Genomic DNA, 15,252 nt, shown 5'->3' with positions numbered 1-15,252 from the left:
CACACATGTTGAAAGTGGAGCCAATCCCCGCCTTCCAGGACAACTATATCTGGGCGATCCATGACGGGCATAGCGCCGCCGTCGTGGACCCCGGCGAGGCCGCGCCGGTCGAGCGTTTCCTGACCCAGCATGGGCTGGCACTGGGCGCTATTGTAATCACCCATCACCATGGGGATCACCAGGGTGGCGTGTCGGACCTTCTGGACGCGCACCCGTATGGCCCCGATGGCGCGCCGATGCCGGTTGTCGGCCCGGCAGGCGAACGTATCGGACACCGCACCCAGGCCGTGCGCGAGGGCGACACCGTGACGCTGCGCTACCCGGCCGCCACCTTCGGCGTGCTGGACGTTCCCGGCCATACCGCGGGCCATGTGGCCTATGTCGGCGATCTCCCTGGGGCCGGCCCCGTGGTGTTCTGCGGCGACACGATGTTTGCCAGCGGCTGCGGCCGGCTCTTTGAAGGCACGCCGGCCCAGATGCTCGCGTCGCTGGACAAGCTCGCTGCGCTGCCCGGGGCCACGCGAGTCTATTGTGCGCATGAATATACCCGCGGCAATGTCCGCTTTGCGCAGGCGGTGGAACCGGCCAACGCGGAACTCGCCGCCTGGGCGTCGCGGGTCGATGCCCTGCGCCACGCGGACACCCCGACCGTCCCGACCACGGTGGCCCACGAGCGGGCGGTCAACCCGTTCCTGCGCTCGCGCGAGCCGGCCGTACGGCGGGCGGTGGGGGCGCAGGGCGGGGACGTGAGCAATGACGCGGCGGCCTTCGGCGCCTTGAGGGGCTGGAAGGACAACTTCCGCTAGCGGACCGGCGCCGCGCCGCGCTGCTGGCCGTTTTCCACCGCACAGTGGAACGCTCGCGCGGCGACTATCTTAAATTGCGTCATGGGGAAAATCTCATTGACGCCAGCGGGCCTTTTCCATAGCATCAGGCAAAATTTTTTGGCGTCACTTTCAGAGAAATTAATGCGATTTGGTCGATTTCTGGCGGTAGTTGCGTGTGCGGCGCTGCTTGCAGCCTGCGCCAGCACACCTACCCCGCCTGCCGGCGAGATGGCCGGCACGCCGACCGCCCTGGATTCCGGTCCCAAGAAGGACCCGCTCAACACGCTCAACAGCACCGGCCGTCCCGGCTCGCTTTCCAGTAACGCCGTCGTCAACGTCGACCAGACCAGCGTGGACTGGATGCGCGGCCCGTCCTCCGATATCTGGGCCCGCATCCGTCGCGGCTTTGCGATGCAGGACCTGGAAGGCACGCTGGTGGACGACCGCACCCAGTGGTACGCCGCCCGCCCCGACTATATGGAGCGGATGGTGGGCCGGTCCAGCCGCTACCTCTACCACATCGTGGAGGAGCTGGAGCGGCGCAAGATGCCCACTGAGCTGGCCTTGCTGCCGTTCGTCGAAAGCGCGTTCAATCCCCAGGCGGAATCCACGGCCAAGGCGGCCGGCATGTGGCAGTTCATCCCGAGCACCGGCAAGACCTACAACCTCAAGCAGAACATGTTCCGCGACGAGCGCCGGGACGTGCTGGCATCCACGGATGCCGCGCTGGACTACCTCTCGCGGCTGTATGACATGTTCGGCGACTGGCAACTCGCGCTGGCCGCGTACAACTGGGGAGAGGGCGCCGTGTCTCGCGCCATCGCGCGCAATCAGGCGCGCGGGCTGCCCACGGACTACGCCAGCCTGACGATGCCGAACGAGACGCGCTACTACGTGCCCAAACTCCAGGCGGTCAAGAACATCATCGCCAACCCGGCCGCGTATGGGGTGAGGCTGCCCGAGATCCCGGATCATCCGTACTTCGTCACGGTGACCACGTCGCGCGACATCGACGTGGCGCTGGCCGCCAAGCTGGCCAACATGCCGCTGGACGAGTTCAAGGCGCTCAATCCGTCGTTCAACCGGCCGGTGATCCTGGGTGCGGCCAATCCGCAGATCCTGCTGCCGTTCGATAACGCCGAGCGCTTCCAGTACAACCTGAATACCTACCGTGGCGGGCTGTCCAGCTGGACGACCGTGACGGTGGACAGCCGCGAGCGCGTGGAGGCGCTGGCCGCACGGCTCAATGTCGATGCCGACACGCTGCGGGAAATCAACCGCATCCCCAAGGGCATGCGGCTGAAGGCAGGGTCGACGGTGATGATCCCGCGCTCGGAGCGCCATGACCAGGACATCAGCGCATCGCTGGTGGATACCGCGATGCTGGCCGTCGAGCCGGATGTTCCCGATGCCCGGCGCATTGTCGTTCGCGCCGGCCGCAAGGACACCGTGTCTTCCGTGGCGCACCGCTTCGGCGTATCCCCACGACAGGTGCAGTCCTGGAACAAGCTCTCCGGCAGCAAGCTGGTGGCCGGCCAGAGCCTGGTGCTGATGGTGCGGCCGAATTCGCCTGCCGCCGCGCGGGCGGACCGTGGTGACGACAGCGACGATGCGCCGGTGCGGGCGTCGGCGCACGGCAAGGCGAAGGGCAAGACGGCAGAGAAGGCCGCAAAGGCCGACAAGACCGAGCGTGCCGAGCCGCGCAAGCGGGTGGTCGTCGAGGCCACGCCGCGCAAGGGTGCCAGCAAGGCATCCGGCAAGGCCGCCCCGCCCACGCCGCCCAAATCCGCGCCGGCCCCCAAGGCGACCGCCAAGCCAAAAGGCAAGGCCCACTGACCGCAGTCTGGTAGACAACAACAAGCGGCCCCATTGACCCGATTCTTTGGGGGGTGTTGCCATGCGTTGTTGTCGTTTCCTGCCTGTTTCCCTTCCCCGTATCGCGTTCCGTGCGCTGGCCGTGTTGTTGACGGCCGGCGTTGTCGCGGCGTGTCCGTCCGTCGGCTCCGTCTCCAATCCGCAGCGGCCGTGGATCGTCGCGCACCGCGCCGGCACGGCCGATGCGCCCGAGAATACGCTGGTGGCGATCCAATCCGCGCTGGCGCATCGCGTCGACATGATCTGGCTGTCAGTCCAGTTGAGCCGGGATGGCGTGCCGGTGCTCTATCGGCCAGCCGATCTGTCCGCGCTGACCGACGGGACCGGGCCGGTGGCGGGCAAGACGCTGGCGGAATTGCGGCAGCGCAATGCAGGATGGCAGTTTGCCGTGACCGATGCGGATGGCGGCAAGGGTTATCCCTATCGCACCGCGCCCGTGGGGCTGCCAACCCTGGATGAGGCGCTGGCCGCCATTCCGGCGTCCGTGCCCGTCATCCTCGATATGAAATCCCTGCCGGCGCCCCCGCTGGCTGCCGCCGTGGCGGCGGTCCTGGCGCAGCACCAGGCGTGGCAGCGCGTACGCATCTATTCCACCGAGGCCGTTTTCCAGCAAGCCTTTGCCGCGTGGCCGCGGGCGCAGTTGTTCGAGTCCCGCGATGCCACGCGCGGGCGGCTGGTCGATGTCGCGCTGGCCCGCGAATGCAAGTCCCCGCCGCCGGACGGCACCTGGGCTGGCTTCGAGATGCGCCGCAACGTCGACGTGGTGGAGCGCTTCACGCTGGGGGAAGGGCGCTCCGGCACCCGTGCAGCGATGTGGACGCCGGCTTCCGTGTCCTGTTTCCGTGCCGACGGCAGCACCCGCCTGCTGGCGATCGGCGTCAACGACGCCGCCGCATACCAGGAGGCGGCGCGGCTGGGGATGGATGCGGTCCTGGTGGATTCCCCACGCGAGATGGCCGCTATCCGCGCCATGCCCCTGTCGCCTTGATAGTGGTCAATCTTCTGAGGCAAATTCCTGCCGATTTGCCCTCATAGACCGCCATCGGTTGCGCTGGCACACTAGCCGTCGACCATAAAACCGCAGTCAAGCGGAGGAGACACCATCATGACGGCAAGCCGTGCGCTGCACGCGCGATCGCTGTCCGACCCGGCAGGTTTCTGGGCGGAGCAGGCTGCGCGTATCGACTGGGAAACCCCCTTTGAGCAGGTGCTGGACGACAGCCGGCCGCCGTTTGCGCGCTGGTTTGTCGGCGGGCGCACCAACCTGTGCCACAACGCCATCGACCGCCATCTGGCTGAGCGGGCTGACCAGCGTGCGCTGGTCTACGTTTCCACGGAGACCGACGAAGCGCGCACTTATACCTACGCCCAACTGCACGAGGAAGTGACCCGCATGGCGGCGATCCTGCAGGGGCTGGGCGTGACGCGCGGGGACCGCGTGCTGATCTACATGCCGATGATCCCCGAGGCGATGTTCGCGATGCTGGCCTGCGCGCGCATCGGCGCGGTGCACTCGGTGGTGTTTGGCGGGTTTGCCTCGGTGAGCCTGGCCGCGCGCATCGATGATGCCAGGCCACGCGTGATCGTCAGTGCCGATGCGGGGTCGCGTGCGGGCAAGGTCGTGCCGTACAAGCCGTTGCTCGACGAGGCGATCCGGCTGGCCGGTCATCATCCGGAGAAGGTGCTGCTGGTGGACCGCAAGCTGGCGGACATGCCGCGCACCGCGGGCCGTGACGAAGACTACACCGCCTGGCGCGACCGCGTGGCCGGCCAGGCCGTGCCGTGTGTCTGGATGGAGTCGAGCGAACCGTCCTACGTGCTCTATACCTCCGGCACGACGGGCAAGCCGAAGGGTGTGCAGCGCGATACCGGCGGCTACGCGGTGGCGCTGGCCACGTCGATGGCGTACATCTTCTGCGGCAAGCCCGGTGACACGATGTTCACGGCGTCGGACATCGGCTGGGTGGTCGGACACAGCTACATCGTCTACGCGCCGTTGCTGGCCGGCATGACCACCGTGATGTACGAGGGCACGCCGGTCCGGCCCGATGGCGGCATCCTGTGGAAAATCGTCGAACAGTACGGCGTGAATCTCATGTTCAGCGCGCCGACCGCGATCCGCGTGCTCAAGAAGCAGGACCCGGCGCTGCTCAGGCGCCATGACCTGTCCAGCCTGCGCCTGTTGTTCCTGGCCGGCGAACCGCTGGACGAGCCCACCGCGCGCTGGATCCAGGACGGCATCGGCAAGCCCGTGGTGGACAACTACTGGCAGACCGAATCGGGTTGGCCGATCATCGCGATCCAGCGCGGTGTGGAGGCGCTGCCGCCCAAGCTGGGCTCGCCGGGGGTGCCGGCCTACGGCTATGACCTGCGCATCGTCGACGAAATCACGGGCGAGGAATGCCCGCCCAACCAGAAGGGCGTGGTGGCCATCGACTATCCATTGCCGCCGGGCTGCATGACCACGGTCTGGGGCGATGATGGCCGGTTCATCCGCACCTACTGGTCGGCGGTGCCGAACCGGGAGTGCTATTCGACGTTCGACTGGGGCGTGCGCGACGAGGACGGCTACGTGTTCATCCTCGGGCGAACGGACGACGTGATCAATGTGGCAGGCCACCGGCTGGGCACGCGCGAGATCGAGGAGAGCCTGTCGTCGCACGCGGGCGTGGCGGAGGTGGCGGTGATCGGTGTGCAGGATGCGCTCAAGGGGCAGGTGGCGATGGGCTTCTGCATTGCCCGCGACGCCGCCCGCACGGCCACGCCGGCGGACCGCCTGGCGCTGGAAGGGGAGTTGATGAAGACCGTGGAGCAGCAACTCGGCGCGGTGGCGCGTCCGGCACGCGTGTTTTTCGTCAACGCGCTGCCGAAGACGCGGTCCGGCAAGTTGCTGCGGCGCGCCATTCAGGCGGTGGCGGAGGGGCGGGATCCGGGCGACCTGACGACCATCGAGGACCCGACGGCGCTGGAACAGGTCAAGGCGGCGATGGCCGAAAAGGGCGTCTAGACTGAATCGGAGCGGGGTCCAATGTGATCCCTCGCGAATCTGCGCAGGCGGCCGGCCGGCAAAAACCCAATCAATGCGGGGACTTGCGCAGATTTCGCTTGCCAGTCGTTCTCATGCGACCTAATATTTTAAGCATAAAATATTTAACCCTGATCTAGATGGCCGGATGGCGTACCGCCGGCGGCCGGCAGGAGGCAAGCAAATGCGCGTGCTGTGTATTGGTGGCGGTCCGTCGGGCCTGTACTTCGGGTTGCTGATGAAGCTGCAGGACCCGTCCAACGATGTCGTGGTGGTGGAACGAAACCGGGCATACGACACCTTCGGCTGGGGCGTGGTGTTTTCCGACGCCACGCTGGAGAACCTGAAGCAGGCCGACCCGGTCAGCGCACAGGAGATCAACGAGGCGTTCAACCACTGGGACGACATCGACATCCACATCGGCGGGCGGACGATCCGCTCGGGCGGCCACGGCTTTATCGGCATCGGCCGCAAGCGGTTGCTGAATATCCTGCAGGCGCGTTGCGAAGCGCTCGGTGTGCGGCTCGTGTTCGAGACCGATGTCAGCGACGACCAGGCGCTGGCCCGTCAGTACAACGCCGACCTGGTGATCGCCTCCGACGGCATCAACAGCCGCATCCGCACGCGCTACGCCGAGAGCTTCGCGCCCGATATCGACACGCGGCAGTGCCGCTTTGTCTGGCTCGGCACGCACAAGCTGTTCGACGCCTTCACGTTTGCGTTCGAGAAAACCGAGCACGGCTGGTTCCAGGCCCATGCCTACCGGTTTGACGACACCACATCGACGTTCATTGTCGAGGCGCCGGAACCGGTCTGGCGCGCCGCCGGCATCGAACAGATGAGCCAGGAAGAGGGCGTGGCGTTCTGCGAGCGGCTCTTCGCCCGCTATCTGGATGGCAACAAGCTGATCAGCAACGCCACGCACCTGCGCGGCTCGGCAAACTGGATCCGCTTCCCGCGTGTGATCTGCCGCCACTGGGTGCACTGGAACACGCTGGACGACGGCCGCCGCGTGCCCGTGGTGCTGATGGGCGATGCGGCCCACACCGCGCACTTCTCGATTGGCTCCGGCACCAAGCTGGCGCTGGAAGATGCGATCGACCTGGCCGAGGAGATCGGCAAGACGCGTGCCGTGGGCGTGGATGGACTGCCGCAGGCGTTGTCGCGCTACGAGGCGACGCGCAGTGTGGAAGTCCTCAAGATTCAGAACGCGGCGCGCAATTCCACGGAGTGGTTCGAAAACGTGGATCGCTACGCAAGCATGGCGCCGGAGCAGTTCGCCTATTCGCTGCTGACCCGTTCGCAGCGGATCTCGCATGAAAACCTGCGCGTACGCGACGCAAAGTACGTGGACGACTTCGAGCAATGGCTGGCCGCACAGGCGGGTGTGCCGGCCGAGACGCTGCGGCTGCGCGCCGATGCGGGCCACGAAAGCCTGCCGCCGATGTTCACGCCGTACCGCGTCCGCGGGCTCACGCTGAAGAACCGCGTGGTAGTCAGCCCGATGGCGATGTACTCGTCCGTCGACGGCGTGCCGGGCGATTTTCATCTGGTCCACCTCGGTGCCCGCGCGCTTGGCGGCGCCGGGATGGTCGTGGCCGAGATGACCTGCGTGTCTCCGGATGCGCGCATCACGCCGGCCTGCCCGGGCTTGTGGAACGACACCCAGCGCGACGCGTGGAAGCGCATCGTCGACTTCGTGCACGCCAACAGCGACGCGAAGATCGCCATGCAACTGGGCCATGCCGGCCGCAAGGGCTCCACGCAACTGGGTTGGGAAAAGATGGATTTCCCGCTGGAGACGGGCAACTGGCCGCTGATGGCGGCGTCGGCGCTGCCCTACATGCCCGGCATTTCCCAGATGCCACGAGAAATGAGCCGTGCCGACATGGATACGGTCCGCGACGACTTCGTCGCCAATGCGCGCCGCGCAGCGGAGGCCGGGTTCGACTGGCTGGAGCTGCACTGCGCCCACGGCTACCTGCTGTCGAGCTTTATCTCGCCGCTGACCAACCTGCGGACCGACGCCTACGGCGGCACGCTCGCCAACCGGTTGCGCTACCCGCTGGAAGTCTTTGCGGCCGTCCGTGCGGTCTGGCCGCAGGACAAGCCGATGTCGGTGCGGATCTCCGCGCACGACTGGGTGGAGGGTGGCATCACGGCCGACGACGCCGTCGAGATCGCTCGTGCCTTCAAGGCGGCCGGCGCGGACATGATCGATTGTTCGTCCGGCCAGGTCAGTCCTGACCAGGCGCCTGTGTACGGCCGGATGTACCAGACGCCGTTCGCGGACCGCATTCGCAATGAAGCCGGAATTCCAACGATCGCGGTGGGCGCGATCTTCGAGGCCGACCACGTCGATAGCATCGTCGCGGCAGGCCGCGCGGATCTCTGCGCGATTGCCCGCCCGCACCTGGCCGATCCGGCCTGGACGCTGCATGAGGCTGCGCGGCTGGGCTTCCGTGACGTGACCTGGCCGAAGCAGTACGTAGCCGGCAAGCGCCAACTGGAAACCAACCTCGAACGCGCGGCGGCGTTTGCACAGCCGCCGGGGAAATGACGATGGCCTATTCACTCGAAGGCCGGCACGCGCTGGTCACCGGCGGTGGGCGCGGCATTGGTGCGGCGATTGCGCGCCGGCTGCTGGCCGACGGCGCCAGCGTGACGCTGCTCGGGCGCGATGCGAAGACGCTCGACGCCACGGTGACCGCGCTTGGCGCCAGCGTCACCGCGGGCGCGCAGCTCGGCGCGGTCAGTGCGGACATCACCGATGTTGCCAGCGTGAGCGACGCGTTCACCCGGGCGGCCGAGGCACGCGGGACCATCGCCCTGCTGGTCAACAACGCGGGGCAGGCGCACAGCGCGCCGTTCGGCAAGACCGATCTGGCGCTCTGGCAACGGATGCTCGACGTCAACCTGACCGGCACCTTCCTCTGCATGCAGGCAGCGCTGCCGGGCATGCAGGCGGCAGGGTGGGGGCGCATCGTGAACGTGGCCAGCACGGCAGGACTGATCGGCTACGGCTACGTCAGCGCTTACTGCGCGGCCAAGCACGGCGTGATCGGCCTCACGCGGGCGCTGGCACTGGAGCTGGCGTCCAAGGGCATTACCGTCAACGCGGTATGCCCGGGCTACACCGAGACGGACATCGTGCGCGATGCCGTGGCCAATATCGTCGGCAAAACCGGTCGCACCGAAGAGCAGGCCCGCGCCGAGCTGGCCGCGCGCAACCCCCAGCGCCGGCTGGTGCAGCCGGACGAGGTGGCGGATGCAGTGGCGTGGCTGTGCCAGCCATCGGCATCGGCCATCACGGGCCAGGCCGTGCCGGTTGCGGGCGGCGAAGTCATGGCCGGCTGAACCGCGCTTCCCCTCACGAGTTACGACGAACACCACGAGAGACAACGAGAAACGACATGAGCGACATCGCACTGGATATGCGCCACCACAAGCGCGCGTTTGCCGACTATCAGCCGAAGCATTTCCTGTGGTCGGTCTCGGGTGACGGCAAGGTCGGCACCATCACGCTGAATCGCCCCGAGCGCAAGAATCCGCTGACGTTCGATTCCTACGCCGAGCTGCGCGACCTGTTTCGCGCCCTGTGCTACGCCACCGACATCAAGACAGTGGTTGTCACCGGCGCGGGCGGCAACTTTTGCTCGGGCGGCGATGTGCACGAAATCATCGGCCCGCTGACGCGCATGACCATGCCGGAGCTGCTGGATTTCACGCGCATGACGGGCGATCTGGTCAAGGCCATGCGTGCCTGCCCGCAACCGGTGATCAGCGCGATCGACGGCATCTGCGCCGGCGCGGGCGCGATGATGGCGCTCGCCTCCGACCTGCGCCTGGGCACCGCACAGGCGAAGACCGCGTTCCTGTTCGTGCGCGTGGGGCTGGCCGGCGCGGACATGGGCGCGTGCTCGTTGCTGCCGCGCATGATCGGGCAGGGGCGGGCGAGCGAGTTGCTCTATACGGGCCGCTCGATGAGCGCCGAAGAGGGATTGCAGTGGGGTTTCTTCAACGCGCTGCACGCGCCGGAGGCGGTGCTGGGCGAAGCCCAGGCGCTGGCCGCGCAGATCGCGGCGGGCCCGACCTTCGCACATGGCGTGACCAAGAAACTGCTGCACCAGGAGTGGAATATGGGGCTCGACGAAGCCATCGAGGCCGAAGCCGAGGCGCAGGCCATCTGCATGCAGACGAAGGACTTCCGCCGCGCGTACGACGCCTTCGTCGCCAAGCAGAAGCCGGTATTCGAAGGCAACTGAGGAGCCGGCGATGAGCGACAAGACCTACATCGACCTGCCGTTCTTTGACGAGACGCATCGCGCGCTGGAGCGCGAGCTGGATGCGTGGTGTGGCAAATCCCTGCAACACGTCGATCATGCCGACGCGGATGCCGCCTGCCGTGGGCTGGTCCGTCAGCTCGGGCAAGCGGGCTGGCTGCGCTACTGCGTGCCGGCCGCGTTTGGCGGCGCGCTGCCTGCGCTCGATTCGCGCGCGTTGTGCCTGCTCCGCGAGACGCTGGCGCGTCACGATGGCCTGGCCGACTTTGCCTTTGCGATGCAGGGGCTCGGCTCCGGCGCGATCACGCTGGCCGGCAGCGATGCCGTGCGCGAGCGCTACCTGCCGCGCGTGGCCCGTGGCGACGCCATCGCCGCGTTTGCGCTGTCGGAGCCCGAGGCGGGCTCTGACGTGGCCGCCATGCAGTGCAGTGCGCGGCTGTCGGACGACGGCAGCCACTACGTGCTGGATGGCGCCAAGACGTGGATTTCCAACGGCGGCATTGCCGACTTCTACTGTGTGTTTGCCCGCACCGGTGAGGCGCCGGGCGCGCGCGGCATCACCGCGTTTGTCGTCGATGCGGACACCCCCGGCCTGACGATTGCCGAGCGCATCGATGTGATCGCGCCGCATCCGCTGGCCACGCTGCGTTTCGACAACTGCCGCGTGCCGGTGGGCAACCGGCTCGGCGAGACGGGGCAGGGCTTCAAGGTGGCGATGATGACGCTGGATATCTTCCGCGCGTCGGTGGCGGCTGCGGCGATCGGCTTTGCGCGCGCCGCGCTGGACGATGCGCTGGCGCGCGCGACATCGCGCCCGATGTTCGGCGGCGTGCTGGCTGACCTGCAACTCACGCAGGCGGCCATCGGTGACATGGCCACGGCCGTGGACGCCGCGGTGCTGCTGACCTATCGCGCCGCATGGCTGCGCGATGTGCAGGGTATCCGCACTACGCGCGAGGCGGCCATGGCAAAGATGGTCGCCACCGAGAACGCCCAGCAGGTGATCGACCGCGCCGTGCAGATGTTCGGCGGGCTTGGTGTCAGGGTCGGCACGCGCGTGGAGAGCCTGTATCGCGAGATTCGCTCGCTGCGGATCTACGAAGGCGCCACCGAAGTGCAGAAGCTGATCATCGCCCGCGAAACGCTGGCCGCGCACGCCCGCTAACGACGAATCGCCGAGAACCAGGAGAGACAAGCATGGCCGCCCCCACTGCCCACGTTGACACCTTCGCCCGCGACCGCCTGCCGCCGCAGCGGTCGTGGCCCGTGTTCCAGTTCAATGCCGATACCCGCTATCCCGAGCGCCTGAACGCCGCAGCGGAACTGGTCGACCGGCACGTGGCGGCAGGGAACGGCGCGCGCGTGGCGGTGCGCCACGAACGCGACGGCAGGATTGAAACGGTGACATATGCTGGGCTGGCGGCGATGGTGAACCGCATCGCGCATGTGCTGGTGGAAGACATGGGGCTGGTCCCCGGCAATCGCGTGCTGCTGCGCGGGCCGAACAACCTGATGATGGCGGCCAGCTGGCTGGCCATCGTGAAGGCCGGGCTGATCGCCGTGCCGACCATGCCGCTGCTGCGCGCCAAGGAACTGAAGCAGATCATCGACAAGGCGCAGGTGACCGCGGCGCTTTGCGATGCGCGGCTGCGTGAGGAGCTCGAGGCGAACCTGCGTGCCGACGGCGAACACTACTGCCCGACGCTGACGACGACGCGATACTTCCACGGCACCGGCGACGATGCGCTGGAGGCCGCGATGGCCGGCAAGCCGGACACGTTCGCGGCCTGCGACACCGCCGCCGACGACACCTGCCTGATCGCCTTCACCAGCGGCACCACGGGCCAGCCGAAGGGCACGATGCATTTCCATCGCGATGTGCTGGCGATGTGCGACCTGTTTCCGCGTCACGTGCTGCAGCCGACCGCCGACGACATCTTCTGCGGCACGCCGCCGCTGGCGTTCACGTTCGGGCTGGGTGGCATGCTGTGCTTTCCGCTGCGGATCGGCGCAAGCACGGCGCTGGCGGAAAAACTCACGCCGGAGACGCTGTTGAAGCTGATCCAGGATCATCGCGCCAGCATCGTCTTCACGGCGCCGACGTTCTATCGCCAGATGGCCACGCTGGCGCATGGCTTTGACCTGTCGAGCCTGAAGAAGAGCGTATCGGCCGGCGAGGCATTGCCCGACGCCACGCGGCAGGCATGGAAGGCGGCGACCGGCATCGAGATGATTGACGGCCTCGGTGGCACGGAAATGATGCACATCTTCGTCTCCAGTGCCGGCGCCGACGTGCGGCCCGGTGCGGTCGGGCGCGTGGTGCCCGGCTACGAGGCCCGCATCGTCGACGAGAACATGCAGCCGGTGCCGCCAGGCGTGGTCGGCAAGCTGGCCGTGCGCGGCCCGACGGGCTGCCGCTACCTCGACGATCCCCGGCAGGAGGCCTATGTGCGCGACGGATGGAACCTGCCGGGCGATACGTTCATGGCCGATGCCGACGGCTACTACTTCTATCAGGCGCGCTCGGACGACATGATCATCTCGGCGGGCTACAACATCGCCGGACCGGAGGTGGAGGGCACGCTGATGCGGCACGAGGCGGTGGCCGAATGCGGCGTGGTGGGCGCGCCCGATCCCGAGCGCGGGCAGGTGGTGACGGCCTACGTGGTGCTGCGGCCCGGTGTGGAGGCCAGCGAGGCCATGCGTGCGGCCCTGCAGGACTACGTGAAGCGCGAGATCGCGCCGTACAAGTATCCGCGCCGCATCGAGTTCGTGGCCGCGCTGCCGCGCACGGAGACCGGCAAGCTGCAGCGCTTCCGCCTGCGCCAGATCGCCGCGGGTATCGCCCCGAATGGCAACGGCAACGGCAGCGCCGGCGGCAGTGCGGGGCGGCCGTGAGCGAGGTCTTTCGCAATACCGTACGCATCCGCTTCAAGCATTGCGATGCCGCGGGCATCGTGTTCTATCCGCGCTACTTCGAGATGCTGAACGACTTCATCGAGGACTGGTTTGCCGACGGGCTGGACTGGCCCTTTGATGCGATGCATGGGGCGGGCCATGCCGGCGTGCCGACCGCCGAACTGCAGTGCCGCTTCGTGGCGCCGAGCCGGCTGGGCGATCTGCTGACGCGCGAGTTGCGCGTGACGCATGTCGGCCGGAGCAGCTTTGCCGTGGATATCCGCTTTGCCGGACCGGGTGACGACACGCGCATGGTCGTCACGCAGCGGCTGGTTTGCGTCGACACGCGAACGATGTCGCCGCAAGTGCTGCCGGAGGCAGTGCGCACCGCGATGGGGCGCTTCGTGGCGGCCGCCGCATGACAGCACACATGCAGAACAAGTCGACCGATTCCCGATATTCCCAATCTCTCACAGACACGGATTTCATCATGCTCAAGACGCTGCAACCGCCCGACTGGGCACCGCCCCGGGGCTACGCCAACGGCATCCTGACCGAAATGCAGGTGGGTAGCCGCCTGATTTTCGTGGGTGGCCAGATCGGCTGGAATGGCCAGTGCGAATTCGAGACCGACGATTTCGCCTTGCAGGTGGCCCAGGCGCTGCGCAATATCGTCGCCGTGCTGGAAGCGGGCGGGGCGCGCCCGGAGCACATCACGCGCATGACCTGGTATGTGAAGGACAAGGTGGAGTACGTGGGTGCCTACAAGGCCATCGGCCAGCACTATCGCGACATCATCGGCCGTCACTTTCCGGCGATGACCGCCGTGGAGGTGGCGGATCTGGTCGAGCCGCGCGCCAAGGTGGAAATCGAGGTCACGGCGGTTGTGACGCCGGCTGCATGACCCAAGGCTCGGGACTTGCTGTCGCAAGTCCTTGAAAACTTGAGAAAATGGGCGCCACGGGATATAATTCGAAAGTTTCGCTTTCAGAACCCTTCACCCTAGCGCCTACCGTATTCCACCTTCCGCCGCCCCCATTCGCGCGAGTCTTTGTGCACTGCAAAATGTGATGCAAAAGCCGCGATCGGCCGGTCCCGCCATCCGCATGGCCAAGGGATCCGCCCACGGGGCACGAGGCGTTGAGCAGGTCGGTCACGGGGTGAGTCCAGCAGGAGCCTACCCGTGTTACCGTCTTTTCCGTCCGCCATTCTCGCGCTTGCAGACGGCACGGTCTTTCGTGGCTATTCCATCGGCGCTTCCGGCCATACCATCGGCGAAGTGGTGTTCAACACCGCCATCACCGGTTACCAGGAAATCCTCACCGACCCGAGCTATTCGCGGCAGATCGTCACGCTGACGTATCCGCATATCGGCAATGTTGGCGTCAATACTGAGGATGTCGAAGCCACGAAAGTCCATGCCGCCGGCCTGATCATCAAGGATCTGCCGCTTCTGGCCTCCAGTTTCCGCAAGGAACATACGCTCGCGCACTACCTGAAGCAGGAAAAGGTCGTCGCGATCGCCGGCATCGATACCCGCAAGCTGACCCGTATCCTCCGCGAAAAGGGTGCCCAGAACGGCTGCATCCTGGCTGGCGAGGACAACGTCCAGAAGGCCATCGACCTGGCCCGCTCGTTCCCCGGCCTGGCCGGCATGGACCTGGCCAAGGTCGTATCGGTCAAGGAACCGTACGAGTGGACGCAGTCCGAATGGAAGCTCGGTCAGGGCTACGCCACGCAGGACAAGCCGCAGTTCCACGTGGTGGCCTATGACTACGGCGTCAAGTTCAACATCCTGCGCATGCTGGCCGAGCGCGGCTGCAAGGTCACCGTGCTGCCGGCCCAGGCCAGCGCCGCGGACGCCTTCGCGCTCAACCCGGACGGCATCTTCCTGTCGAACGGCCCTGGCGACCCCGAGCCCTGCGACTACGCGATCGCCGCCACGCGCGAGTTCATCGCGCGCGGCATTCCTACGTTCGGCATCTGCCTGGGCCACCAGATCATGGGCCTGGCGGTCGGTGCCAAGACGCTCAAGATGAAGTTCGGCCACCACGGCGCCAACCATCCGGTCAAGGACATGGATGATGGCCGCGTGGTGATCACGTCGCAGAACCACGGATTTGCCGTGGACGCCGACACGCTGCCGTCCAACGTCCGCATCACGCACACATCGCTGTTCGACGGTTCGCTGCAGGGTTTTGCGCTGACCGACAAGCCGGCGTTCTGCTTCCAGGGTCACCCGGAAGCGTCGCCCGGCCCGCACGATCTGGCGTACCTGTTCGACCGCTTCATCAAGCTGATGAAGGACGCCAGGCAGTAAGCCGCGGCCTGAACAACGAGAGAG

Annotated in this window: 12 protein-coding genes; all 12 read left to right on the top strand. The window is 66.8% G+C overall.

Features of this window, described 5'->3' with window-relative positions:
- Positions 1-5 precede the first annotated feature (5 nt).
- The 12 genes from gloB (at position 6) to carA (ending at position 15,228) form a co-directional block, all read left to right on the top strand.
- The gene (gene gloB / locus BLR29_RS02580) at positions 6-806 is read left to right on the top strand and encodes a hydroxyacylglutathione hydrolase (protein ID WP_092134383.1); all 801 of its coding nucleotides are present in this window, start codon (positions 6-8) and stop codon (positions 804-806) included.
- 162 nt (positions 807-968) lie between these two features.
- The gene (locus BLR29_RS02575) at positions 969-2,663 is read left to right on the top strand and encodes a transglycosylase SLT domain-containing protein (RefSeq protein ID WP_092134381.1); all 1,695 of its coding nucleotides are present in this window, start codon (positions 969-971) and stop codon (positions 2,661-2,663) included.
- 61 nt (positions 2,664-2,724) lie between these two features.
- The gene (locus BLR29_RS02570; protein ID WP_092134380.1) at positions 2,725-3,690 is read left to right on the top strand and encodes a glycerophosphodiester phosphodiesterase family protein; all 966 of its coding nucleotides are present in this window, start codon (positions 2,725-2,727) and stop codon (positions 3,688-3,690) included.
- 117 nt (positions 3,691-3,807) lie between these two features.
- Positions 3,808-5,709: a propionate--CoA ligase gene (locus BLR29_RS02565; protein ID WP_092134378.1), complete on the top strand. Its 1,902-nt coding sequence runs from the start codon at positions 3,808-3,810 to the stop codon at positions 5,707-5,709.
- Positions 5,710-5,911: 202 nt separating this feature from the next.
- Positions 5,912-8,287: a bifunctional salicylyl-CoA 5-hydroxylase/oxidoreductase gene (locus BLR29_RS02560; RefSeq protein WP_092134377.1), complete on the top strand. Its 2,376-nt coding sequence runs from the start codon at positions 5,912-5,914 to the stop codon at positions 8,285-8,287.
- A gap of 2 nt (positions 8,288-8,289) precedes the next feature.
- Positions 8,290-9,084 (top strand): SDR family NAD(P)-dependent oxidoreductase, encoded by a 795-nt coding sequence (locus tag BLR29_RS02555; protein ID WP_092134375.1) that lies wholly within the window; start codon positions 8,290-8,292, stop codon positions 9,082-9,084.
- Positions 9,085-9,140: 56 nt separating this feature from the next.
- Positions 9,141-9,992, top strand: a complete 852-nt coding sequence (locus BLR29_RS02550; protein ID WP_092134374.1) for an enoyl-CoA hydratase family protein — start codon at positions 9,141-9,143, stop codon at positions 9,990-9,992.
- Positions 9,993-10,002: 10 nt separating this feature from the next.
- Positions 10,003-11,175 (top strand): acyl-CoA dehydrogenase family protein, encoded by a 1,173-nt coding sequence (locus BLR29_RS02545; protein ID WP_092134372.1) that lies wholly within the window; start codon positions 10,003-10,005, stop codon positions 11,173-11,175.
- A gap of 32 nt (positions 11,176-11,207) precedes the next feature.
- Positions 11,208-12,908 carry an AMP-binding protein gene (locus BLR29_RS02540; protein WP_092134370.1) on the top strand — a complete coding sequence of 567 codons (1,701 nt, stop codon included), beginning with the start codon at positions 11,208-11,210 and terminating at the stop codon, positions 12,906-12,908.
- Complete coding sequence (locus tag BLR29_RS02535; protein ID WP_092134369.1) at positions 12,905-13,330, top strand: acyl-CoA thioesterase; 426 nt, start codon at positions 12,905-12,907, stop codon at positions 13,328-13,330. The genes BLR29_RS02540 and BLR29_RS02535 overlap by 4 nt, the downstream gene beginning before the upstream one ends.
- Before the next feature lie 68 nt (positions 13,331-13,398).
- Positions 13,399-13,812, top strand: coding sequence for a RidA family protein (locus tag BLR29_RS02530; RefSeq protein ID WP_092135390.1), 414 nt, complete (start codon positions 13,399-13,401; stop codon positions 13,810-13,812).
- Between the two features lie 279 nt (positions 13,813-14,091).
- Positions 14,092-15,228 (top strand): glutamine-hydrolyzing carbamoyl-phosphate synthase small subunit, encoded by a 1,137-nt coding sequence (gene carA / locus BLR29_RS02525; protein ID WP_092134367.1) that lies wholly within the window; start codon positions 14,092-14,094, stop codon positions 15,226-15,228.
- Positions 15,229-15,252 lie beyond the last annotated feature (24 nt).

The sequence above is a fragment of the Cupriavidus sp. YR651 genome, assembly GCF_900101625.1.
Classification (GTDB): Bacteria; Pseudomonadota; Gammaproteobacteria; order Burkholderiales; family Burkholderiaceae; genus Cupriavidus.
This window is presented reverse-complemented; position numbering and strand designations above follow the sequence as displayed.